This is a genomic window from Azohydromonas lata (assembly GCF_034427735.1).
Taxonomy (GTDB): Bacteria; Pseudomonadota; Gammaproteobacteria; order Burkholderiales; family Burkholderiaceae_C; genus Azohydromonas; species Azohydromonas lata.
In genome coordinates this window covers 18,106-39,463 of sequence record NZ_JAXOJX010000037.1, presented here as the reverse complement: position 1 = coordinate 39,463, position 21,358 = coordinate 18,106, and the positions used below count along the sequence as shown (strand labels likewise).

The window sequence follows — 21,358 nt, the reverse complement described above, 5'->3', positions numbered from 1 at the left end:
GGTGCCGGAAATGAAAAAGGCCAGCATGTGCATGCTGGCCTTTTTGTTGGTGCCCAGGAGAGGACTCGAACCTCCACGGAGTTACCCGCTAGTACCTGAAACTAGTGCGTCTACCAATTCCGCCACCTGGGCAGGTGTTCGTCTCAGAAGCTGCGCAGTTTAGCAGTGTTTTTAGCGACTGCGCAAGCGTTTCTATCGATTTTTTTCAGGCAACTGCTTTTTCGTAGCCGGTGGCCTCGTCCAGGCCGCCGCGGTAGAGGGCGGCGACGAGGTCGGACTGCGTGACCATGCCGGCCAGGCGGCGGTCCTGGTCCACGACGGGAATGTGGTGCAGCCCCAGGTCGGACAGCAGCGGGACGAGCTCCACGATGTGCGTGTCCTCGCTGGCGCTGTGCACGCCGGAGCTCATGATCTGGCCCACCACCTCCGGCTTGTCGCTGTGCGTGAGGCCGCTGGGCCGCAGGAAATCGCGCAGCTTGCGCGCCCAACCGTCATGGCGGTCGAGCTGGGCGTGCTTCATGAAATCCACCAGGGTGATGATCCCGATCACGCGCCGCGCGCGGTCCAGCACGGGCAGCGCCTTGACGCGGTGGCGGCGCAGCAGGTGCCAGGCCTCGTCCAGCGAGGTGCCGAACTCCACCGTCACCACGTCGCGCGACATGATGTCCTTGCAGCGGATCACGCCGAAGCGCCGCCGGTAGGCCTGCGCCTCGGCCTGGCGCAGCAGGCTGTCGAGGTCGTCGCGGTCGATGTCCAGCACCTGGCCGTAGCGGTGCATCACGGCGTCCAGGTCTTCGGAGGTGAAACCCACGCGGCGGTTGGGCGCGGCGTCGGTCGTGCCATGGCCGGGCGCGGACGCCGCGCGATGCGGGTAGGCGCGGCCGGTGAGGTTGTTGTAGAGCACGGCCGCCAGCAGCAGCAGCGCCGTGTCCAGCGCCACGGGCGAGAGGACGAAGTGGAACCCCTGCGCCTGCACGGCCTGGCCACCCAACACCGCCGTGAGCGCCAGGGCGCCGCCGGGTGGATGCAGGCAGCGCAGCGCGAACATGGCCACCAGCGCCAGGGCCAGCGCCAGGCCCGCGGCCAGCGGCGTGGGGCCCAGCGCCAGCAGGCAGGCCATGCCCACGGCGGTCGAGATCACGTTGCCGCCGAACACCGGCCAGGGCTGCGCCAGCGGGCTGGCCGGCACGGCAAACAGCAGCACGGCCGAGGCGCCCATGGGGGCGATCAGCCAGGCCTGGCCCGCCTCCAGCATCGCCCGCGCCAGCAGCGCGGTGAACAGAATGCCCACCAGGCCGCCCGCGGCGGCGCGCAGCCGCTCGCGCGGCGCCACGTCCAGCCGCGGCGGCAGCAGGCGTTGAAGATCCAGGGTGCGTGGAAACTGCATCACGAACGGAGGGGGTCTTACCGGCAAAGGGCGCGAGTCTGCCCTATGCCCGCTTTTGGTGCGTGTTTAGGGTCAAGGGGAAAGCTGAAACGGCGGGCGCCGTGGCCCGCCGTTGAATGCTTTTCCCGTGCCGGTGCTCAGGCGGCGTCCTGGAACTGCTCCAGCGGGCCGAAGAACTCCCAGCGCAGCCGGTCCGGCGCCACGCCCAAACCCAGCGCCTGGTGGCGCACGGCCTGCATGAAGGGCTTGGGGCCTATGAAATACAGGTCCACGTCGCGGTCGGCGGGCAGGTGCTGGGCCAGCACGTCCGGCGTCAGTCGGCCCACGCCGTGCGGCTGGTCGCCCTGGCGCGGTTCGTCGTAGAGGAAGAAGGCCTGCACGTTGGGGTGCTGCGCGGCCAGGGCCTGCACGCGCTCGCGGAAGGCGTGCACGCCGCCGTGGCGCGCGGCGTGCAGGAAGTGCACGGGGCGGCCCGTTTCGGCCACGGTTTCCAGGATGGCCATGGCCGGCGTGATGCCCACGCCGCCGGTGACCAGCAGCAGCGGGCGGTGGGCCGTGGCCTCGTCCAGGACGAATTCGCCCGCGGGCTGCAGCACCTGCAGCTCGGTGCCCACTTGCGCCTGGTCGTGCAGCCAGTTGGAGACCTTGCCGCCTTGTTCGCGCTTGACGCTGATGCGCCAGGTGTCGCCGCCCGGCGCGCCGGAGAGCGAGTAGTTGCGGCGCAGGGGCTGGCCGTCGATGTCGAGCACCAGCGTCAGGTACTGGCCGGGCTGGTAGGCGGGCAGGGCGCCACCGTCCACGGGGGCCAGGTAGAAGGACGTGATCAGCTCGCTTTCCACCTCGCGCCGCGCGACGCGGAAGGCGCGCGCGCCGCGCCAGCCGCCGGGGCGCTGGGCGTTCTCGGTGTAGAGCTGCTCCTCGGCCTGGATGAGCACGTCGGCCAGGGCGCCGTAGGCCTGGCCCCAGGCGTCGATGATCTCGTCCGTCGCGGCCGGGCCCAGCACTTCGCGGATGGCGCGCAGCAGGTACTGGCCGACGATGGGGTAGTGCTCAGGCAGCACGCCCAGCGCCACGTGCTTGTGGATGATGGCCGGCAGCGCGCCGGAGAGGGCCTGCAGCCGGTCGATGTTGGCGGCGTAGGCGAGCACGGCATGCGCCAGCGCGCGCGGCTGCGTGCCGCCGGCCTGGTGCGCCTCGTTGAAAAAGGCCTTCACTTCCGGACGCTCGCGGAACATCAGCGGGTAGAAGTGGCGGGTGATGGCTTCGCCGTGCTCTTGCAGCACGGGCACGGTGGCTTTCACCAGGGCAATGGTCTTGGCGGACAGCATGTCGGTCTCCAGTCGGATGCGGGCAAGGGTGTTTGTCCTTTATCAAGACGCGGGCCAGGTGGCTGTGTCAAGGCAAGTGCTTGATTTATCTCATGGTGCGTTTGGTTGTGGTCTTTTCGACTGCGTGCGTATCGTTGTCGGAAACACCACAATGTAGTCATGAGCACACAGCCACCCGCCAGCCCGTCCCCGTCCGCGCGCCATGCCGCGCTGCTTTCGGCCGTGCAGGCCATGGCGCAGGCCGATGCCGCGGCGCTGCTGCGCCTGGACGGCGAGGCGCTGGTGCCCGTGGCCGTGCAGGGGCTCAACGAGGAGGTGATGGGCCGGCGCTTTCCCGTGCAGGCCCATCCGCGCTTGGCGCTGCTGCTGCGCAGCCCGCAGGGCCTGCGGCTGCCGGCGGACTGCGCGCTGCCGGACCCCTATGACGGGCTGGTGGCACACCAGCCGGAAATCCTGCCGGTACACGACTGCATGGGCGTGCCGCTGCGCCTGCGCGGCGAGCCCTGGGGGCTGCTGACGCTGGACGCCCTGCAGCCCGCCCGCTTCGACGCGGTGCAGGCGCAGTTGCCGGCGCTGGCACGCCTGGTGGAGCAGGGGCTGGAAGCGGCGCAGACCATTCGCGAGCTGGCCGACAGCGCCGCGCACGAGCACGAGCTGGTCCGCGAGCTGCAGGCCAGCACCCGCGCACCGCGCGAGCTGCTTGGGCGCAGCGCCGCCATGCAGCGGCTGCGGCGCGAGATCGCCACCGTCGCGCCGACCGACCTGACGGTGCTCGTCCTGGGCGAGACCGGCGTGGGCAAGGAGCTCGTTGCGCAGCGGCTGCACGCCGAGTCGCTGCGGGCCGAGCGGCCGCTGGTGCAGGTGAACTGCGCGGCGCTGCCGGAAACGCTGGCCGACAGCGAGCTGTTCGGCCACCGGCGCGGCGCCTTCACCGGCGCGACGCAGGCACGCGCGGGGCGTTTCCAGCTCGCCGACGGCGGCACGCTGTTCCTGGACGAGGTGGGCGAGCTGTCGCTGGCGGTGCAGGCCAAGCTGCTGCGCGTGCTGCAAAGCGGCGAAGTGCAGCGCCCGGGCAGCGACGAGCTGGTCCACGTGGACGTGCGCGTGATCGCCGCCACCAACCGCGACTTGGCGGCCGAGGTGGCGGCCGGGCGCTTTCGCGCCGACCTCTACCACCGGCTGGCGGTGTACCCGCTGCTGGTGCCGCCGCTGCGCGAGCGTGGGCGCGACGTGCTGGCGCTGGCCGAGGGTTTCCTGGAGGAGAACCAGCACCGCCTGGGCGCACGCAACCTGCGCTTGTCGCCGGCCAGCAGGACGCTGCTGTTGCAGCAGTCCTGGCCCGGCAACGTGCGCGAGCTGGAGCACCTGGTCAGCCGCGCGGCGCTGCGCGCGCGCATGGAGGCGGGCAAGGGGCGCTGGGTGGCCATAGAGCCGCGGCACCTGTTGGGCGACGTGGCGGCGGGCGCGGCCCTGTCGCCACCTTTGCTGCCCGTGGCGGCCGCCAACGAAGCCGCCGGCGCCGAAATCCAGGCGCGGACCGCAGCCGACGCCGAGCCGGCGGATGCGGCTGCGGCGCCGGGAATGGGCTTGCGGGAAGCGACCGACGCCTTCCAGCGGCGCTGGCTGCAGGCGTCGCTGGCGCGGCATGGCGGCTCCATGTCGGCGGCGGCGCGCGAGGCGGGCATGGATCGCAGCAATTTCCACCGGCTGGTGCGCCGCCTGGGGCTGCCGGCGGGCCCGCGCCGCGGGCTTGGCTAAGCTGGCGGCCATGGGCAAGGAACACAGCATCCGATTGGGCGCACAGGGGCCGCGCGAGCGCTGGAGCCTGGACGCGGGCGGCGCCGACGTGGCGCGCCTGGACATTCCGGCCGACGCGCAGCGCGAGCGGCATTTCGAGCTCGACTGCCGCTTCGTGGTGAAGCGCCGCACCGGCGTGGAGGACGCGTGGCACGAGCTGCGCGTGTCGGTGGACGGCGCGCTGCGCTGGTCGCGCCGGGTGGAGAGCGGCGAGGGCAGCGACTCGCTGGACTACCGTTTCAGCTTGCAGCTGCCGCCGGGGCAGCCGCTGCGCCTCCTGGCCACCACGGCGGTGCAGGGCGTGCAGCGCGTGTCGCTGGTGTGGGAGGCGGTGGAGGAGTGACGGCCGGGCGCCGGTGGGCGCCGGCCTTGGGACATCAAGCCGGGCGGCTGGCCGCGGCGAACTTGCCGTAGATGGCGCGCAGGTGCTCGTTGAGCCCCGGCCGCTGCAGGTCGAGCAGCCCGGCGATTTCCTTGCTCGTGAAACCCTTGCTCAGGAACGTGAGCAGCTCGTTTTCGCGCGGCGTCAGCGCGGCGGCGGCGGGGGCGTCGCGAAAGTCCGCCAGCATGCGCCGCGCGATGGCGGGGGACAGCGGCGGCTGTCCGCGCACGATTTTTTGCAGCTCCTCCACCAGCAGCTCGAAGCGGTCTTCCTTGAGCAGGTAGCCGTCGGCACCGCGCTGCAGCGCGGGGTAGAGGTGCTCGTCGTCGGCGTACAGCGTGGTGGCGATGCAACAGGCGGGGGCGGTGGCCAGCTCGGACAACAGCGTCAGGCCGTCGCCGTCGGCCAGCTCCAGATCGACCAGGACGAGGCGGAAGGGGTCGTCCTGCGTGCCGGCCAGGTGGCGCCGCGCGGACTCCAGCGTCGGGGCCTCGGTGATGGCCATGTCGCTGCTGAAACTCTCGCCAACGACCCGGCAAAGGAAGCTGCGCGCGACCGGATTGCCTTCAAGAATCAAGACCTTCACGGCCATGGTGGTGCAGCTTTGTTCTGGGATAAGAAGCCGCTGCGCCGGCAGCGCGGGCGTGAAGAAATGCGGCCGTCGAGTTGTTGAAATTATCCTAACACCCGCTAACCTTGCGCCCGCTTTGGCGGTGCCGCCTCTCGTGCCGGGCTGCCAAATCCGGCCTGTTTCGGCCGCTTGCCGGCTGTTCCCCCAACAGAAAGCATCGATGCGAATTCTCATCGCCAACGACGATGGCTACCTCGCGCCCGGCCTGGCCGCCCTGGTGGCTGCCGTGCAGGACCTGGGCGAGATCGACGTGATCGCGCCTGAGCAAAACGCCAGCGGCACTTCCAACTCGCTGAGCCTGCACCGGCCGCTGTCGGTGTTCAAGGCGGGCAACGGCTTCAACGTCGTCAACGGCACGCCCTCGGACTGCGTGCACGTGGCCCTCACCGGGCTGCTGCCGCAGCGGCCGGACCTGGTGCTGTCGGGCATCAACAACGGTGCCAACATGGGCGACGACACGCTCTACTCCGGCACCGTGGCCGCAGCCATGGAGGGTTTTCTCTTCGGCGTGCCGGCCATCGCCTTCTCGCAGACCGAGCGCGGCTGGCAGCACCTGGACAGCGCCGCGCGCACGGCGCGCGCCATTGTGGAGGAGGTGCTGCGCCAGCCGCCCGCGCCGGGGCCGTGGCTGCTCAACGTCAACATCCCCGTTCATGCCGAGGCCGAGAAGCTGCCGCGTATGGTGACGCGGCTGGGCCGGCGCCACGCCAGCGAGCCCGTCATCCGGCAGCTCAACCCGCGCGGCGAGCCCATGTATTGGATAGGCCCTGCGGGCGACGCGCGCGAGGCCGGCGAGGGCACGGACTTCCACGCCACCGCCCACGGCAAGGTGTCCATCACGCCGCTGCAGGTGGACCTGACCTCGCATGCCACGCTGCCCGCGTGGCGCGCCGCCTTGCAGCGCACGCAGCCATGAAGCCGCGCGGGCCGCGCTTTCCCATAGGCCTGGACCGGGTTTCGCCCGGCGCCCAGGCGCCGGGCACCACGCAGCGCCCGCAACGCCCCGTGCACGAAGCCGCCGCCGACGCGCGCCGGCGCAGCGCGCCTATCGGTCTGCCCAGCGGCCTTGGACTGGACTCGGTGGCCGTGCGCGCGCGCATGGTGCAGCGCCTGCGCGCGCAAGGGCTGCTGTGCGAGCCTGTGCTGCAGGCGCTGGAGCAGGTGCCGCGCCACCACTTCGTGGACCCGGCGCTGGTGGCGCAGGCCTACGAGGACACGGCGCTGCCCATAGGCCACGGCCAGACGATTTCCAAACCTTCGGTGGTGGCGCGCATGCTGGCACTGCTGTTCGAGGGCCGTTCCGCGCGCCAGCGCGGCTCGCTTGGGCGGGTGCTGGAGATCGGCACGGGCAGCGGCTACCAGGCGGCGCTGTTGGGCGTGCTGGGCACGCAGGTGATTTCGGTGGAGCGGCTGCGCCCGCTGCACGAGCGCGCGCGCACGCTGCTGCAGCCGCTGCGCCGCGCCAACATGCGGCTGGTGTGGGCCGACGGCTGCCAGGGTCATCCGCCCAATGCCCCCTATGACACCGTGATTGCCGCGGCCGGTGGCGAGGCGCTGCCGCAGTCCTGGCTGGACCAGATGGCCCCGGGAGCTCGCCTGGTGGCCCCGTTGCATACCCGGGCCGCGGGCGGCCAGGTGCTGATGGTGGTGGACCGCACCGAGACCGACTGGGTGCGTCAGGTGCACGAGGCCGTGCATTTCGTGCCCCTAAAATCCGGCCTTGGTTGAACGGAGGGTCGTTTTGTCGATGAGTTCCATCTCCTGGCGTGGTGCCTGGGCCGTGGCGGCCGGCGTGTCGACGGTGCTGATCGTCGGCTGCGCATCGCCCACGCAGCAAGCGCCCGTCGAGGATCGCGCCCGCACGCCCGTGCGCCCGCAGTCCACGGCGCCCGCGCCCGTGGCCGTGCCTGAAGTGCCCGTCAAGCCGCTGCGCGGCATTGAAAACGCCGGCAAGCCCGGCTATTACACCGTCCGCCCCGGCGACACGCTCATTCGCATTGGCCTGGAAAACGGCCAGAGCTGGAAAGACCTGGCGCGCTGGAACGGCATAGACAACGCCAACCTGATCGAGGTCGGCGAGGTGGTGCGCGTGGTGCCGCCCAACGTGGACCCGACGGCCGTGGCCTCGCGCCCGGTGAACAGCTCGCGCGTGGAAAGCCGCCCGCTGGACGCCAAGCCCGCCGCTTCCGCAAGCGCGGCGGCCTCCGGCGCCTCGGCTTCCTCGTCCGCGTCGGCTTCCAGCCCGGCAGGCGCTGCGTCCACCGCCGCGCCCGTGACGGCCGCAGCCACGCCCAGCGACACGGCGTCCGCCGCGCCCACGCCCGCCGCGCCGGCGCGCGAGACGGCGGCCAAGGACCCGGACGACAACATCAACTGGATCTGGCCGGCCGGCGGCAGCGTCTCCAGCGCCTTCGACGACTCGCGCAACAAGGGCATCAGCATCTCCGGCAAGGCGGGCGACCCCGTCGTGGCCGCCGCCGATGGCCGCGTGGTCTATGCCGGGTCGGGCCTGCGCGGCTACGGCAACCTCGTCATCGTCAAACACAACAACACGTACCTCACGGCTTACGCACACAACCAGACGCTGCTGGTCAAGGAAGATCAGGTCGTCAAGCGTGGGCAGCGTATCGCCGAGATGGGTTCCAGCGACGCCAGTCGCGTGCAGTTGCACTTCGAGATCCGCAAACAGGGCAAGCCGATCGATCCGACCCGGCTGCTTCCGCCGCGTTGACGGCATGACTTCTTCACCGGAGGTGACCGATGAGCAAGCGATTCGATGTACGCGAGGGCTCGGCGGTGATTCCGGTGAACATCGCGCCGCTGGTGGCGGCGCTGGACGAGCTGGAGTCCGCGGCGCCGCCAGGCGCCCTGGCCGAGCCTGACGCGGCCCACGCCGCCGAGCCTGCCGCGGCCGCCGAAGGCAGCACGCCGCTGCCCATGGGCGAGTCCGACGTCGGCAACACCCTGCAGCTCTATTTGCGCGAGATCCGCCGCGCGCCGCTGCTCACCGCCGAGCAGGAGTACGAAACCGCCGTGCGCGCCCGCGCCGGCGACTTCCAGGCCAGGCAAGCCATGATCGAGCGCAACCTGCGCCTGGTCGTGAGCATCGCCAAGAACTACTTGGGCCGCGGCCTGCCCATGACCGACCTCATAGAGGAAGGCAACCTGGGGCTGATGCACGCCATCGGCAAGTTCGAGCCGGAGCGGGGCTTTCGCTTCTCCACCTACGCCTCGTGGTGGATACGCCAGAACATAGAGCGGGCGATCATGCACCAGGCCCGCCTGGTGAGGCTGCCGGTGCACGTGGTGCGCGAGCTCAACCAGGTGCTCAAGATGCGCCGCGCGCTGGAGAGCGAGAACGCCAAGCCGGGCCAGTCCAAGGAACGCGCGGTGAGCGTGGAGCAGGTGGCCGCGGCGCTGAACCGTCCGGTGCAGGAGGTGGCGGCGCTTTTGCGCTTTGCCGAGCAGCCCACCTCGCTGGACGCGCCGCTGGAGCGCGACCAGGGCGAGTCCATGCTGGACACCGTGGCCGACGACCAGGCCATCGATCCCCTGGGCCAAACCCTGGTGCGCGAGGTGGAGCAGTTGCTGCGCAGCGGCATTTCCGAGCTCAACGAGCGCGAGCGCGAGGTGCTCACCGGCCGCTACGGGCTGCATGACCGCGAGCCCGAGACGCTGGAGGTGCTGGCCGAGCGCATGGGGCTCACGCGCGAGCGCATCCGCCAGATCCAGCAGGAGGCGCTGGTGAAGCTCAAGCGGCGCATGGCCCGCCACGGCGTGGACCGCGACTCCATCTTCTGACCGAAGCAGCAGGCGGGCCCGGTTCGCCGCGAATTTGTCTCGCGCGCCGCCGCCGCCATGGCCGCGCGCAAGGGGGCACCTTTGCCGCGGGCGGGATAATCCGCGTCCATGACGGTTGACAAGGAATGGCTGCGCGTCGAATCGCTGGATCTCGATGCGCAAGGCGTGGCCCACAACGCCGAGGGGAAAGTCGTCTTCATCGAAGGTGCGCTGCCGGGCGAACAGGTGCAGGTGCAGGTGTCGCGGCGCAAGAACAACTGGGAGCAGGGCGTGCTCGAAGCGCTGCGGCGCGAGAGCCCGCAGCGCGTGACGCCCGGCTGTCCGCACTTCGGCCTGCACGCCGGTGCCTGCGGCGGCTGCAAGATGCAGCACCTGCACGCCGGGGCGCAGATTGCCATCAAGCAGCGCGTGCTGGAGGACAACCTCTGGCACCTGGGCAAGGTCAAGCCGGAGCGCATGCTGCGCCCGGTGGAAGGGCCGACCTGGGGCTACCGCTACCGCGCCCGCCTGTCGGTGCGCCACGTGGTCAAGAAGGGCACGGTGCTGGTGGGTTTCCACGAGCGCAAGTCGCGCTACGTCGCCGACATGCAGCAGTGCGAGGTGCTGCCGCCACATGTGAGCGCACTGCTCATGCCGCTGCGCGCGCTGGTGGCCGCCATGGAGGCGCGCGACCGGCTGCCGCAGATCGAGGTCGCCATAGGCGAAGGCCCGCTCGGCCTCGTGACGGCGCTGGTGCTGCGCCACCTGGAGCCGCTGAGCGAGGGCGACGTGCAAAAGCTGCGTGCCTTCGCCGCCGAGCACGGCGTGCAGTGGTGGCTGCAGCCCAAGGGGCCGGACACGGTGCACCTGCTCGACACGGACGGCCCGGAGCTGGCCTATTCGCTGCCGGAGTTCGGCGTGGTCATGCCCTTCAAGCCCACCGACTTCACGCAGGTCAACCACCACATCAACACCGTGCTGGTGGGCCGCGCGCTGCGGCTGCTGCAGGTGCAGCCGGACGAGCGCGTCATCGACTGGTTCTGCGGCCTGGGCAATTTCACGCTGCCGCTGGCCACGCAGGCGCGCGAGGTGCTGGGCATCGAGGGCAGCGAGGCGCTGGTGCAGCGCTCGCGCGAGAACGCGCAGCGCAATGCGCTGGCGCACAAGGCGAGCTTCGCGGCGCGCAACCTCTTCGAGCTCACGCCGGCGGACGTCACGGCCTACGGCTCGGCGCAGCGCTGGCTGGTGGACCCGCCGCGCGAGGGCGCCTTCGCCCTGGCCAAGGCGCTGGCCGACTTGCGCCAGTCGCCGGAGCTGGTGCCCGAGGGCTGGCGGATGCCGCAGCGCATCGTCTACGTGAGCTGCAACCCCGCCACGCTGGCGCGCGACGCCGGGCTGCTGGTGCACCAGGCCGGCTACCGCTGCACGGCTGCCGGCGCGGTGAACATGTTCCCTCACACGGCGCACGTGGAAAGCATGGCGGTGTTCGAGTACGACCCCAACTTCGTTCCCAAGGCGGCCGAGGCCGGGGAAGCCGTCCCGGCGGTGGAGCCGCCGGCTGTGGCCGGCGAAGCGGCGCCGCAGTAGGCAGCCCGCGCAGTCCGCCCAATGAAAAAGGCCCCTCGCGGGGCCTTTTGCTTTGCTGGGGTACGAGCTTGTTCGGGTTATTCGCGGTCGCCGCCGAAGATGCCCAGCAGGGCCAGCAGGTTCTGGAAGATGTTGTACAGGTCCAGGTAGATGGCCAGCGTGGCGGTGATGTAGTTCGTTTCGCCGCCGTCGATCACGCGCTTGATGTCATAGAGCATGAAGGCAGAGAACAGGCCGATGGCGATGACGGACAGCGTCATCATCAGCGCGCTGGACTGCACGAACAGGTTCACCAGACCGGCCACCAGCAGCAGGATCACGCCCACGAACAGGAACTTGCCCATGTTCGAGAGGTCGCGCTTGATGACGGTGGCCAAAGACGCCACGGCCAGGAACACGCCCGCCGTGCCGCCGAAGGCCAGCATCACGAGTTGCGCGCCGTTGGAGAAGCCCAGCACCATGGCCAGCAGCCGCGACAGCATCAGGCCCATGAAGAAGGTGAAGGCCAGCAGCACGCCGACGCCGGCGGCCGAGTCCTTGGTCTTCTCGATGGCGAACATCAGGCCGAAAGCGCCCACCAGGAACACGATGGCGGCCATGCCGTTGCCCATGGCGGCCACGATGCCCGTGCTCACGCCCACCCAGGCGCCCAGCACCGTGGGCACCAGCGACAGCGCCAGCAGCCAGTAGGTGTTGCGCAGGACGCGGTTGCGCTGCGCGCTGAGCGAGCCCGCCGCTCCCTGGCCGGAGTAGACGGTCTGCAAGCGTTGGTCCATGAAAGAAGCCTCCAAAGTGGTCTGAACGCGGGTTCGATCCGCTCAATGAATTCTAGTTCCGCCGTTTGGGGGATTGCCTTGGGCGCACCAGCGTGTCGCGTGGGGCCGCCGTTTGCTGCGCGGGCGGTGATTTCTGTTTTTCAACGGCGCCATGCAAAGGCCCCGGTGGCTGCCCCTACAGTAGCGGCCCTTTTCAATTCCCCCGAAGAGCAGTTCCAACATGAAGAACCGACCGATGCTGACCCAGGACGACGTGCAGGCCATGGGCGAGGCTGCCCGCGCCGAAGCGCAGGCCAATGGCTGGGCCGTGACCATCGCCATCGTGGACGACGGCGGCCACCTGCTGTGGCTGCAGCGCCTGGACGGCGCCGCGCCTGTGTCGGCCCAAATCGCCCCGGCCAAGGCCCGCACCGCCGCGCTGGGCCGCCGCGAGAGCAAGGGCTACGAGGACATGATCAACCAGGGCCGCACCTCGTTCCTGAGCGCGCCCGGCATTGACGGCCTGCTCGAAGGCGGCGTGCCCGTGATCATCGAGGGCCACTGCATCGGCGCCGTGGGCGTGAGCGGCGTGAAGTCCAACGAGGACGCGCAGATCGCCCGCGCCGGCATCGCCGTGCTGCAAGCCGCCTGACGCCCCACACCCGATGCCTGCCGGCCCCCACCGGCGGGTGTCGCCACGGCCCGTGCACCATCCCGGCGCACGCGGCAAGGCAGTCCGAAGTGTGAATACGATCGGCAGCAACTCCTCACGCGGTGCGGGGTAGCGCCGGGGGGAAACCCTGGGTCCGCTATAATTCCAAGGTTTACCCGCCAACACCCCGCCCGGCGAAATTCGCCTCTGCTGCCACCGGTTCCCCGCCGGTTGCGCACCAACATCGAGCGCTTTCAGCAGCGCCGGGCGTGCACACACACCGGAGTCTTCCTTGCTGCCTGTACAGCCTCCCGCACTTCTCGCACTTGCAGACGGCACGGTCTTTCAGGGCACCTCGATCGGCGCAGCCGGTCATACCGTCGGCGAAGTGGTGTTCAACACCGCGCTCACCGGCTACCAGGAAATCCTCACCGACCCGAGCTACTGCCGCCAGATCGTCACGCTGACGTATCCGCACATCGGCAACTACGGCGTCAACGGCGAGGATGTCGAGGCGTCGAAGGTCCATGCCGCAGGTCTGGTGATCAAGGACTTGCCCGTTCGCCTGTCCAACTTCCGTGCCGGCCAGTCGCTCACCGAATACCTGCAAAGCCAGGGCACGGTGGCCATTGCCGACATCGACACGCGCCGCCTGACGCGCGTGCTGCGCACCACCGGCGCGCAAAACGGCTGCATCGTGGCCTTCCCGGTCGGCACCGTGATCACCGAGGCGCACAAGGCCGAAGCCGTGGAGCGCGCCAAGGCCGCCCCCAGCATGGCCGGCCTGGACCTGGCCAAGGTCGTCACCACGCGCGAGTCCTACGAGTGGACGCAGACCGAATGGGAGCTGGGCAACGGCTACGGCACCCAAGCGGCGCCGCGCTTTCACGTCGTGGCCTATGACTACGGCGTCAAGCTCAACATCCTGCGCATGCTCGCCAGCCGCGGCTGCCGCGTGACGGTGCTGCCGGCGCAGACGCCTGCGCGCGAGGCGCTGGCCTTCAAGCCCGACGGCTTCTTCCTCTCCAACGGCCCCGGCGACCCGCAGCCCTGCAACTACGCCATCGAGGCCGCGCGCGAGCTCATCAACAGCGGCGTGCCCACCTTCGGCATCTGCCTGGGCCACCAGATCATGGCCCTGGCCGCCGGCGCGCCGACCTACAAGATGAAGTTCGGCCACCACGGCGCCAACCATCCGGTCAAGGACCTGGACAACGGCCGCGTGAGCATCACCAGCCAGAACCACGGCTTTGCCGTGAAGGCCGATGCGCTGCCGGCCAACCTGCGCGCCACGCACGTGAGCCTGTTCGACGGCTCGCTGCAAGGCCTGGCCTGGACCGACCAGCCCGCCTTCTGCTTCCAGGGGCACCCCGAGGCCTCCCCCGGCCCGCATGACATCGCTTATTTGTTTGACCGCTTCATTGAGCTGATGGCGGCGCGCAAGACGGAGAAGAACTGAGATGCCCAAGCGCACTGACATCAAGAGCGTCCTCATCATCGGCGCCGGTCCGATCATCATCGGCCAGGCCTGCGAGTTCGACTATTCCGGCGCCCAGGCCTGCAAGGCGCTGCGCGAGGAGGGCTACAAGGTCATCCTCGTCAACTCCAACCCGGCGACCATCATGACGGACCCGGCCACGGCCGACGTCACGTACATCGAGCCCATCACCTGGCAGGTGGTGGAGCGCATCATCGCCAAGGAGCGCCCGGACGTCATCCTGCCCACAATGGGCGGCCAGACCGCGCTCAACTGCGCGCTGGACCTGCACCGCCACGGCGTGCTGGAAAAGTACGGCGTGGAGATGATCGGCGCCAACGAGCACGCCATCGAGAAGGCCGAGGATCGCCAGAAGTTCAAGGAGGCCATGACCAAGATTGGTCTGGACTCCGCCAAGAGCGGCATCGCCCACAGCATGGAAGAGGCCTGGGGCGTGCAAAAGCGCATCCAGGCCGAGATCGGCGGGCCGGGCTTCCCCATGGTCATCCGTCCCAGCTTCACGTTGGGTGGCACGGGTGGCGGCATTGCCTACAACCCGGAAGAGTTCGAGGAAATCTGCAAGCGCGGCCTGGATCTCTCGCCGACCAAGGAACTGCTGATCGAGGAGAGCCTCATCGGCTGGAAGGAGTACGAGATGGAAGTGGTCCGCGACAAGGCGGACAACTGCATCATCGTGTGCTCCATCGAGAACCTGGACCCGATGGGCATCCACACCGGCGACTCCATCACGGTTGCGCCGGCGCAGACGCTCACCGACAAGGAATACCAGCTCCTGCGCAACGCCTCCATCGCCATCCTGCGCGAGATCGGCGTGGACACCGGCGGCTCCAACGTGCAGTTCTCGATCAACCCGGTCAACGGCCGCATGATCGTGATCGAGATGAACCCGCGCGTGAGCCGCAGCTCGGCGCTGGCTTCCAAGGCCACGGGCTTCCCCATCGCCAAGATCGCCGCCAAGCTGGCCGTGGGCTACACGCTCGACGAGCTCAAGAACGACATCACCGGCGGCGCCACGCCGGCCTCGTTCGAGCCCAGCATCGACTACGTGGTCACCAAGATCCCGCGCTTCGCGTTCGAGAAATTCCGCGAGGCCGATCCGCACCTGACCACGCAGATGAAGTCCGTGGGCGAGGTGATGGCCATGGGCCGCACCTTCCAGGAAAGCTTCCAGAAGGCGCTGCGCGGCCTGGAAACCGGCATCGACGGCCTGTCCGAGCGTTCCACCGACCGCGACGAGATCGTCGAGGAAATCGGCAGCCCGGGCCCCGAGCGCATCCTGTTCGTGGGCGATGCCTTCCGCATCGGCATGAGCCTGGACGAGATCTTCGAAGAGACCGCCATCGACCCGTGGTTCCTGGCGCAGATCGAGCAGATCATCCAGACCGAGAAGGCGCTGCAGGGCCGCACGGTGGAGAGCCTGTCCAAGGACGAGCTCTACTTCCTCAAGCGCAAGGGCTTCTCCGACAAGCGCCTGGGCAAGCTGCTGGGCAGCAACCAGCATGACGTGCGCCGCGCCCGCCACGCCCTGGGCGTGCGTCCGGTCTACAAGCGCGTGGACACCTGCGCCGCCGAGTTCGAGACGCAGACCGCCTACATGTACTCCACGTACGACGAGGAGTGCGAAGCGCAGCCCAGCGACAAGAAGAAGATCATGGTGCTCGGCGGCGGTCCCAACCGCATCGGCCAGGGCATCGAGTTCGACTACTGCTGCGTGCACGCGGCGCTGGCGATGCGCGAGGACGGGTACGAGACCATCATGGTCAACTGCAACCCGGAAACCGTCTCCACCGACTACGACACCTCCGACCGCCTGTACTTCGAGCCCGTGACGCTGGAAGACGTGCTGGAGATCGTGGACAAGGAAAAGCCCGTCGGCGTGATCGTCCAGTACGGCGGCCAGACGCCGCTGAAGCTGGCGCTGGACCTGGAAGCCAACGGCGTGCCCATCATCGGCACGACGCCTGACTCCATCGACATCGCCGAGGACCGCGAGCGCTTCCAGAAGCTGCTGCACGAGCTGGGCCTCAAGCAGCCGCCCAACCGCACCGCCCGCACCGAAGAGGCGGCGCTGCAACTGGCGCACGAGATCGGCTACCCGCTGGTGGTGCGTCCGAGCTACGTGCTGGGCGGCCGCGCGATGGAAATCGTGCACGGCGACAAGGACCTGGAGCGCTACATGCGCGAGGCCGTGCGCGTGTCCGAGAAGTCGCCGGTGCTGCTGGACCGCTTCCTGGACGACGCCATCGAGGTGGACGTGGACTGCATCAGCGACGGCGAGGCCGTCATGATCGGCGGGATCATGGAGCACATCGAGCAGGCCGGCGTGCACTCTGGCGACTCCGCCTGCTCGCTGCCGCCGTACTCGCTGCCGGCCGCGCTGCAGGACGAGCTGCGCCGCCAGACCGCGCTGATGGCCCGCGCGCTCAAGGTCGTCGGCCTGATGAACGTGCAGTTCGCCATCCAGGGCGAGGGCGACAAGGCCGTCGTCTACGTGCTGGAAGTGAACCCGCGTGCCTCGCGCACCGTGCCCTACGTGTCCAAGGCGACCAGCCAGCCACTGGCCAAGATCGCCGCTCGCTGCATGGCCGGACAGAAGCTGGTCGAGCAGAAGGGCCCGGACGGCCTCGCGCCGCGCGAGGTGGTGCCGCCGTACTTCAGCGTCAAGGAAGCGGTGTTCCCCTTCAACAAGTTCCCGGGCGTGGACCCCATCCTCGGCCCCGAGATGCGCTCCACGGGCGAGGTCATGGGGGTGGGCAAGAGCTTCGGCGAGGCCATGCTCAAGAGCCAGCTCGGCGCGGGCTCGCGCCTGCCGACCTCCGGCACGGTGGTGATCAGCGTGAAGAACAGCGACAAGGCGCGTGCCGTCCAAGTCGCCGCCGAGCTGCACAAGCTGGGCTTCAAGCTGCTGGCCACCAAGGGCACGGCCGCGGCCATCGCCGCCGCCGACATCCCGGTGAAGACGGTCAACAAGGTCAAGGACGGCCGCCCGCACATCGCCGACATGGTCAAGGCCGGCGAGATCCAGCTGGTGTTCACGACGGTGGACGAAACGCGCACGGCGATCGCCGACTCGCGCTACATCCGCACCGCCGCGCTGGCCAACCGCGTGACCTACTACACGACCATGGCCGGCTGCGAAGCCGCCACCGAAGCGCTCAAGCACCAGGATGACCTCAGCGTCATCTCGCTGCAGGAGATGCACGCTCAGCTGCACTAAACTGCGGCCGCGTCGCCGCCGCTCCGGTTCACAACGGAGCGGCGGTTTTCACATCACTGAAACGCGCCGTGGGCGCGTTTTGCTTTTGATCCAACGTCCACAACATGGCCACCATTCCCATTACCAAGCGCGGCGCGGAGAAGCTCAAGGAGGAGCTGCAGCGCCTGAAGTACGTCGAGCGGCCCGCGGTGGTGCTGGCCATTCAGGAAGCGCGCGCGCAGGGTGACCTTTCGGAGAACGCCGAGTACGACGCGGCCAAGGACAAGCAGGGCTTCATCGAAGGCCGCATCCTGGAAATCGAAGGCAAGCTGGCCGCTGCGCAGGTGATCGATCCCTCCGGCCTGGACGCTGGCGGCCGCGTGGTGTTCGGCGCCACGGTGGACCTGGAAGACGAGGCCACGGGCATGAGCGTGACCTACCAGATCGTGGGCGACGACGAGGCCGACCTCAAGCAGGGCCTGATCTCCATCAGCTCGCCCATCGCGCGCGCGCTCATCGGCAAGGAAGCCGGCGACGTGGCCGAGGTGCAGGCGCCCGGTGGTATCAAGCACTACGAAATCGTGGAAGTGCGCTACCAGTGAGCAAGGCGTCGCCGGGAAGCAGCCTGGCGCGTGCGCGCCGGTTGCTGCCGCCGCTGTGGGCCGGTTTGCTGTTGTGCGTGGCGCTGGTGGCCACGCCGGCGCCGTTTGCGGTGCTGGAGCGCACCCAAGCCGGCCTGGTGGTGGCCTTCATCTTCAAGCGCGAGGCGTTTCTCACGCTGGCTGCGGCGCTGGCCTTCGTTCTGATAGAGCGGCGCCGTGCCCACGCAGGGCAGGGTGGCCAGTTCACCGTGGAGATGGCCTTGGCGCTGGGCGCGCTGTTCTGCACGGTGGCGGGCTATTTCGGCTTGCAGCCCATGATGGAAGCGGCACGTGCCGGCAAGGGATCGCTCACCTTTGGGCAATTGCACGGGATCAGCCTCGTGTTCTTCGGCCTGAAGATCCTGTGCGTGATGGTGCTGTCCTGGCGGGTGGTGGCGCCCGCGAAGACACCGGCGGCCTGAGCAGACCGACCGCCGGCAAGCGGTCGGGAAAACTACCAAAGATCGGGTGAATTACTCAGCCGCGCGCTTTTTCACGCTGATCGTGCGGCGCTTGGCGCGCTTGACGCTGCCGCCGGTCGTGACGCGCTCGTTGCCCAGCACGCGGACCTTTTTCACTTGCGGCCGGTGGTTGCCGCTCTTGCTGAACTTCACGATTTTCACCACCTTTGGGCCGGGACGGCGGTCATCGCGTTCCGTTTCTTCCTTGGGTGGGATGGGGCGCCACAGCACCAGCAGCTTGCCGATGTGCTGAATGGGCGCGGCGTCGAGTTGGTCGGCGAGTTGGCCGAGCAGGGCTTCGCGCGCGGTGCGGTCGTCGGAGAAGACGCGCACCTTGATCAGGCCGTGGGCCTTGAGCGCGGAGTCGAGTTCCTTGAGCACGCCGGGCGTGAGGCCATCGGCCCCGATTTGCACGACGGGGTCGAGGTGGTGGGCGGCGGCGCGGTGTTCCTTGCGCTGGGCCGGGGTCAGATTGATCGCAGACATCCTTACATTATCGACTCAGCATGAAGATCAAGACCAAGAGCAAGAAGGTCAACAAGGCTTGGCTTGCGGATCACATCAACGATCCCTACGTGAAAATGGCGCAAAGGGACGGTTTTCGTTCCCGCGCCGCCTACAAGCTCAAGGAGATCGACGAGACGCTCAACCTCATCCATCCGGGGCAGGTGGTGGTGGACCTGGGCGCTGCGCCCGGCGCCTGGAGCCAGTACCTGCGCAAGCGCTTTGCGCCCAAGGCGGCGGGTGCCGGCGGTGCGGCGGTGGGTGAGCTCAACGGCACGCTTATCGCACTGGACATCCTGCCCTTCGAGCCTGTCGAGGGCGTGCATTTCATTCAGGGCGACTTCCGTGAGGACGAGGTGCTGGCGCAGTTGCATGAGGCGCTGGGCGGCCGTCAGGCGGACCTGGTGGTGTCCGACATGGCACCCAACCTCTCCGGCATCGAAAGCGCGGACGCTGCCCGCATCGCGCACCTCGTGGAGCTGGCCGTGGAGTTTTGCGAAGGCCATCTCAGGCCTTCCGGCGCGCTGGTCTGCAAGGTTTTTCACGGCAGCGGTTACAGCCAGTTGGTGGAGCTTTTCAAGCGCCACTTCCGCGTCGTCAAGCCCATCAAGCCCAAGGCGTCGCGCGACCGTTCAGCCGAAACTTTCCTTGTAGGCCTGGGTCTGAAAAGGACTTAACTTGTCACGGCTGCGGGAAGGCGGTAAAGCAGGCGAAAGCACCTGTGTCGTCCCGGGACAAAGCAAAATTTGGCTAGCCCTTGACTGAACTAAAATTGCCCCCAATTCCGCACCGTCGCGCCCCCGCGGGCGTGCCGTGCCTGGTTTGAAAAGGAGCCGCGGTGAACAATCAATGGTTCTCTAAAGTCGCTGTCTGGATGGTGATAGCCCTCGTGCTGTTTACCGTCTTCAAACAGTTCGACCGCGGAGTCACGGCGGGTAACCAGATCGGTTACTCGGACTTCCTCGAAGAGGTGCGTGCCAAACGGATCAAGTCCGTGACGCTTCAGGAAGGCAATGGCGGCACCGACATCATCGCCGTGACGACCGACGACAAGCGGCTGCGCAGTACCGCGACGTATCTCGATCGCGGCCTGGTGGGCGATCTGATCAACAACGGCGTCAAGTTCGACGTCAAGCCGCGCGAAGAGCCGTCGGTGCTGATGAGCATCCTCGTGAGCTGGGGGCCGATGCTGCTGCTCATCGGCGTGTGGATCTACTTCATGCGCCAGATGCAGGGCGGGGGCAAGGGCGGCGCCTTCAGCTTTGGCAAGTCCAAGGCGCGCATGCTGGACGAGGCCAACAACTCCACCACTTTCGCCGACGTTGCCGGTTGCGACGAGGCCAAGGAAGAGGTCAAGGAGCTGGTGGACTTCCTGAAGGACCCGCAGCGCTTCCAGAAGCTGGGGGGCCGCATTCCGCGCGGCGTGCTGCTGGTGGGCCCTCCGGGTACCGGCAAGACGCTGCTGGCCAAGGCCATTGCCGGTGAAGCCAAGGTGCCGTTCTTCAGCATCTCGGGCTCCGACTTCGTCGAAATGTTCGTCGGCGTCGGCGCGGCCCGCGTGCGCGACATGTTCGAGCAGGCCAAGAAGAGTGCTCCCTGCATCATCTTCGTGGACGAAATCGACGCTGTGGGTCGCCACCGCGGTGCCGGCCTGGGCGGCGGCAACGACGAGCGCGAGCAGACGCTCAACCAGATGCTGGTTGAGATGGACGGCTTCGAGACCAACCTGGGCGTGATCGTGATGGCGGCCACCAACCGGCCCGACATCCTCGACCCTGCGCTGCTGCGCCCGGGCCGCTTCGACCGCCAGGTCTACGTGACGCTGCCTGACGTGCGTGGCCGTGAGCAGATCCTCAACGTGCACATGCGCAAGGTGCCCGTCGGCCAGGACATCCGGGCCGACATCCTGGCGCGCGGCACGCCGGGCTTCTCCGGTGCCGATCTGGCCAACCTGGTCAACGAGGCCGCGCTGTTCGCCGCCCGCCGCAACGCACGCGTGGTGGAGATGGTCGACTTCGAGAAGGCCAAGGACAAGATCATGATGGGCCCCGAGCGCAAGTCCATGGTCATGCCCGAGGAGGAGCGCAAGAACACGGCCTACCACGAGGCGGGTCACGCGCTGGTCGCGCGCCTCATGCCCAAGACCGACCCGGTGCACAAGGTCACGGTCATCCCGCGTGGCCGCGCCCTGGGTGTGACGATGCAGCTGCCCGAGGGCGACCGCTACAGCATGGACAAGGAGCGCATGCTCTCCACCATTTCCGTGCTGTTTGGCGGCCGCATCGCGGAAGAGGTGTTCATGAACCAGATGACCACCGGTGCTTCCAACGACTTCGAGCGTGCCACGCAGATCGCCCGCGACATGGTCACCCGCTACGGCATGACCGACGAGCTGGGCCCCATGGTCTATGCGGAGAACGAGGGCGAAGTTTTCCTGGGTCGCTCGGTCACCAAGCAGGTCAACGTCTCCGAGGAGACGATGCAGAAGGTGGACAAGCAGATCCGCAAGATCATCGACGAGCAGTACGCCACCGCGCGCCGGCTCATCGAGGAAAACAAGGACAAGATGCACGCCATGGCGCGCGCGCTGATCGAATGGGAAACCATAGACAGCGATCAGATCGACGACATCATGGGCGGCAAGCCGCCGCGTCCGCCCAAGGACTGGACGTCCACGCCGCCGCGCTCCGGCGGCAGCATGACGCCGCCGGTCAATCCGGACGGCACGCCTGCCACGGCATCGTCCTGATCCGCCGCGA

Annotated in this window: 19 protein-coding genes and 1 tRNA gene; 14 read left to right on the top strand and 6 right to left on the bottom strand. The window is 68.4% G+C overall.

What is annotated here, in order from left to right:
* Window positions 1-47 precede the first annotated feature (47 nt).
* From SM757_RS20690 to hmpA, 3 genes are all read right to left on the bottom strand, one after another.
* Window positions 48-132, bottom strand: a tRNA-Leu gene (locus SM757_RS20690).
* Between the two features lie 73 nt (window positions 133-205).
* The gene (locus SM757_RS20685; protein ID WP_066341658.1) at window positions 206-1,387 is read right to left on the bottom strand and encodes an HPP family protein; all 1,182 of its coding nucleotides are present in this window, start codon (window positions 1,385-1,387) and stop codon (window positions 206-208) included.
* A 137-nt stretch (window positions 1,388-1,524) separates the two neighbouring features.
* Window positions 1,525-2,715, bottom strand: coding sequence for an NO-inducible flavohemoprotein (gene hmpA, locus SM757_RS20680; protein ID WP_322466879.1), 1,191 nt, complete (start codon window positions 2,713-2,715; stop codon window positions 1,525-1,527).
* A 159-nt stretch (window positions 2,716-2,874) separates the two neighbouring features.
* Here hmpA and norR point away from each other — a divergent pair, with 159 nt between their 5' ends.
* Entirely contained in the window at window positions 2,875-4,473 is a 1,599-nt protein-coding gene (norR, locus tag SM757_RS20675; protein ID WP_322466878.1) for a nitric oxide reductase transcriptional regulator NorR, read from the top strand.
* 10 nt (window positions 4,474-4,483) lie between these two features.
* On the top strand, window positions 4,484-4,855 hold the full coding sequence (locus SM757_RS20670; protein WP_157119227.1) for a hypothetical protein: 372 nt from the start codon (window positions 4,484-4,486) through the stop codon (window positions 4,853-4,855).
* A 34-nt stretch (window positions 4,856-4,889) separates the two neighbouring features.
* On the opposite strand, the gene SM757_RS20665 is transcribed toward SM757_RS20670, so the two are convergent.
* The gene (locus SM757_RS20665; protein ID WP_066341663.1) at window positions 4,890-5,486 is read right to left on the bottom strand and encodes a response regulator; all 597 of its coding nucleotides are present in this window, start codon (window positions 5,484-5,486) and stop codon (window positions 4,890-4,892) included.
* Window positions 5,487-5,685: 199 nt separating this feature from the next.
* Between SM757_RS20665 and surE the strand changes: the two genes are divergently transcribed.
* The 5 genes from surE to rlmD all read left to right on the top strand — a co-directional run bounded on the left by surE (window position 5,686) and on the right by rlmD (window position 10,892).
* Window positions 5,686-6,441 carry a 5'/3'-nucleotidase SurE gene (gene surE, locus SM757_RS20660; protein WP_322466877.1) on the top strand — a complete coding sequence of 252 codons (756 nt, stop codon included), beginning with the start codon at window positions 5,686-5,688 and terminating at the stop codon, window positions 6,439-6,441.
* On the top strand, window positions 6,438-7,253 hold the full coding sequence (locus SM757_RS20655; RefSeq protein ID WP_066341667.1) for a protein-L-isoaspartate(D-aspartate) O-methyltransferase: 816 nt from the start codon (window positions 6,438-6,440) through the stop codon (window positions 7,251-7,253). The genes surE and SM757_RS20655 overlap by 4 nt, the downstream gene beginning before the upstream one ends.
* A gap of 19 nt (window positions 7,254-7,272) precedes the next feature.
* Window positions 7,273-8,256: a peptidoglycan DD-metalloendopeptidase family protein gene (locus SM757_RS20650; RefSeq protein WP_322466876.1), complete on the top strand. Its 984-nt coding sequence runs from the start codon at window positions 7,273-7,275 to the stop codon at window positions 8,254-8,256.
* Between the two features lie 29 nt (window positions 8,257-8,285).
* Window positions 8,286-9,326 (top strand): RNA polymerase sigma factor RpoS, encoded by a 1,041-nt coding sequence (gene rpoS / locus SM757_RS20645; RefSeq protein WP_407655787.1) that lies wholly within the window; start codon window positions 8,286-8,288, stop codon window positions 9,324-9,326.
* Window positions 9,327-9,434: 108 nt separating this feature from the next.
* Window positions 9,435-10,892: a 23S rRNA (uracil(1939)-C(5))-methyltransferase RlmD gene (gene rlmD / locus SM757_RS20640; RefSeq protein WP_322466875.1), complete on the top strand. Its 1,458-nt coding sequence runs from the start codon at window positions 9,435-9,437 to the stop codon at window positions 10,890-10,892.
* Between the two features lie 77 nt (window positions 10,893-10,969).
* On the opposite strand, the gene SM757_RS20635 is transcribed toward rlmD, so the two are convergent.
* Complete coding sequence (locus SM757_RS20635; protein WP_066341689.1) at window positions 10,970-11,668, bottom strand: Bax inhibitor-1/YccA family protein; 699 nt, start codon at window positions 11,666-11,668, stop codon at window positions 10,970-10,972.
* A 220-nt stretch (window positions 11,669-11,888) separates the two neighbouring features.
* Between SM757_RS20635 and SM757_RS20630 the strand changes: the two genes are divergently transcribed.
* From SM757_RS20630 to SM757_RS20610, 5 genes are all read left to right on the top strand, one after another.
* A complete protein-coding gene (locus tag SM757_RS20630) occupies window positions 11,889-12,299 on the top strand; it encodes a GlcG/HbpS family heme-binding protein (RefSeq protein WP_066341673.1) in 411 nt (136 codons plus the stop codon).
* A 292-nt stretch (window positions 12,300-12,591) separates the two neighbouring features.
* Window positions 12,592-13,758 (top strand): glutamine-hydrolyzing carbamoyl-phosphate synthase small subunit, encoded by a 1,167-nt coding sequence (gene carA / locus SM757_RS20625; protein ID WP_322466874.1) that lies wholly within the window; start codon window positions 12,592-12,594, stop codon window positions 13,756-13,758.
* Window position 13,759: 1 nt separating this feature from the next.
* Window positions 13,760-17,014 (top strand): carbamoyl-phosphate synthase large subunit, encoded by a 3,255-nt coding sequence (gene carB / locus SM757_RS20620; RefSeq protein WP_066341676.1) that lies wholly within the window; start codon window positions 13,760-13,762, stop codon window positions 17,012-17,014.
* A gap of 104 nt (window positions 17,015-17,118) precedes the next feature.
* The gene (greA, locus tag SM757_RS20615) at window positions 17,119-17,595 is read left to right on the top strand and encodes a transcription elongation factor GreA (RefSeq protein ID WP_066341678.1); all 477 of its coding nucleotides are present in this window, start codon (window positions 17,119-17,121) and stop codon (window positions 17,593-17,595) included.
* Window positions 17,592-18,056, top strand: a complete 465-nt coding sequence (locus SM757_RS20610) for a DUF4149 domain-containing protein (protein ID WP_322466873.1) — start codon at window positions 17,592-17,594, stop codon at window positions 18,054-18,056. The genes greA and SM757_RS20610 overlap by 4 nt, the downstream gene beginning before the upstream one ends.
* A 51-nt stretch (window positions 18,057-18,107) precedes the next feature.
* On the opposite strand, the gene SM757_RS20605 is transcribed toward SM757_RS20610, so the two are convergent.
* Entirely contained in the window at window positions 18,108-18,581 is a 474-nt protein-coding gene (locus SM757_RS20605) for a YhbY family RNA-binding protein (RefSeq protein WP_066341682.1), read from the bottom strand.
* A gap of 20 nt (window positions 18,582-18,601) precedes the next feature.
* On the opposite strand from SM757_RS20605, the gene SM757_RS20600 reads away from it, so the two are divergent.
* Window positions 18,602-19,276 (top strand): RlmE family RNA methyltransferase, encoded by a 675-nt coding sequence (locus SM757_RS20600; RefSeq protein WP_066341683.1) that lies wholly within the window; start codon window positions 18,602-18,604, stop codon window positions 19,274-19,276.
* Between the two features lie 161 nt (window positions 19,277-19,437).
* The gene (gene ftsH, locus SM757_RS20595; RefSeq protein WP_066341684.1) at window positions 19,438-21,348 is read left to right on the top strand and encodes an ATP-dependent zinc metalloprotease FtsH; all 1,911 of its coding nucleotides are present in this window, start codon (window positions 19,438-19,440) and stop codon (window positions 21,346-21,348) included.
* Window positions 21,349-21,358: the final 10 nt, after the last annotated feature.

Bases quoted from the DNA above. Each gene is read 5' to 3' on its own strand.
- SM757_RS20685 (WP_066341658.1), bottom strand. From the start codon at position 1,387: ATGCAGTTTCCACGCACCCTGGATCTTCAACGCCTGCTGCCGCCGCGG.
- hmpA (WP_322466879.1), bottom strand. From the start codon at position 2,715: ATGCTGTCCGCCAAGACCATTGCCCTGGTGAAAGCCACCGTGCCCGTG.
- norR (WP_322466878.1), top strand. From the start codon at position 2,875: ATGAGCACACAGCCACCCGCCAGCCCGTCCCCGTCCGCGCGCCATGCC.
- SM757_RS20670 (WP_157119227.1), top strand. From the start codon at position 4,484: ATGGGCAAGGAACACAGCATCCGATTGGGCGCACAGGGGCCGCGCGAG.
- SM757_RS20665 (WP_066341663.1), bottom strand. From the start codon at position 5,486: ATGGCCGTGAAGGTCTTGATTCTTGAAGGCAATCCGGTCGCGCGCAGC.
- surE (WP_322466877.1), top strand. From the start codon at position 5,686: ATGCGAATTCTCATCGCCAACGACGATGGCTACCTCGCGCCCGGCCTG.
- SM757_RS20655 (WP_066341667.1), top strand. From the start codon at position 6,438: ATGAAGCCGCGCGGGCCGCGCTTTCCCATAGGCCTGGACCGGGTTTCG.
- SM757_RS20650 (WP_322466876.1), top strand. From the start codon at position 7,273: ATGAGTTCCATCTCCTGGCGTGGTGCCTGGGCCGTGGCGGCCGGCGTG.
- rpoS (WP_407655787.1), top strand. From the start codon at position 8,286: ATGAGCAAGCGATTCGATGTACGCGAGGGCTCGGCGGTGATTCCGGTG.
- rlmD (WP_322466875.1), top strand. From the start codon at position 9,435: ATGACGGTTGACAAGGAATGGCTGCGCGTCGAATCGCTGGATCTCGAT.
- SM757_RS20635 (WP_066341689.1), bottom strand. From the start codon at position 11,668: ATGGACCAACGCTTGCAGACCGTCTACTCCGGCCAGGGAGCGGCGGGC.
- SM757_RS20630 (WP_066341673.1), top strand. From the start codon at position 11,889: ATGAAGAACCGACCGATGCTGACCCAGGACGACGTGCAGGCCATGGGC.
- carB (WP_066341676.1), top strand. From the start codon at position 13,760: ATGCCCAAGCGCACTGACATCAAGAGCGTCCTCATCATCGGCGCCGGT.
- greA (WP_066341678.1), top strand. From the start codon at position 17,119: ATGGCCACCATTCCCATTACCAAGCGCGGCGCGGAGAAGCTCAAGGAG.
- SM757_RS20605 (WP_066341682.1), bottom strand. From the start codon at position 18,581: ATGTCTGCGATCAATCTGACCCCGGCCCAGCGCAAGGAACACCGCGCC.
- SM757_RS20600 (WP_066341683.1), top strand. From the start codon at position 18,602: ATGAAGATCAAGACCAAGAGCAAGAAGGTCAACAAGGCTTGGCTTGCG.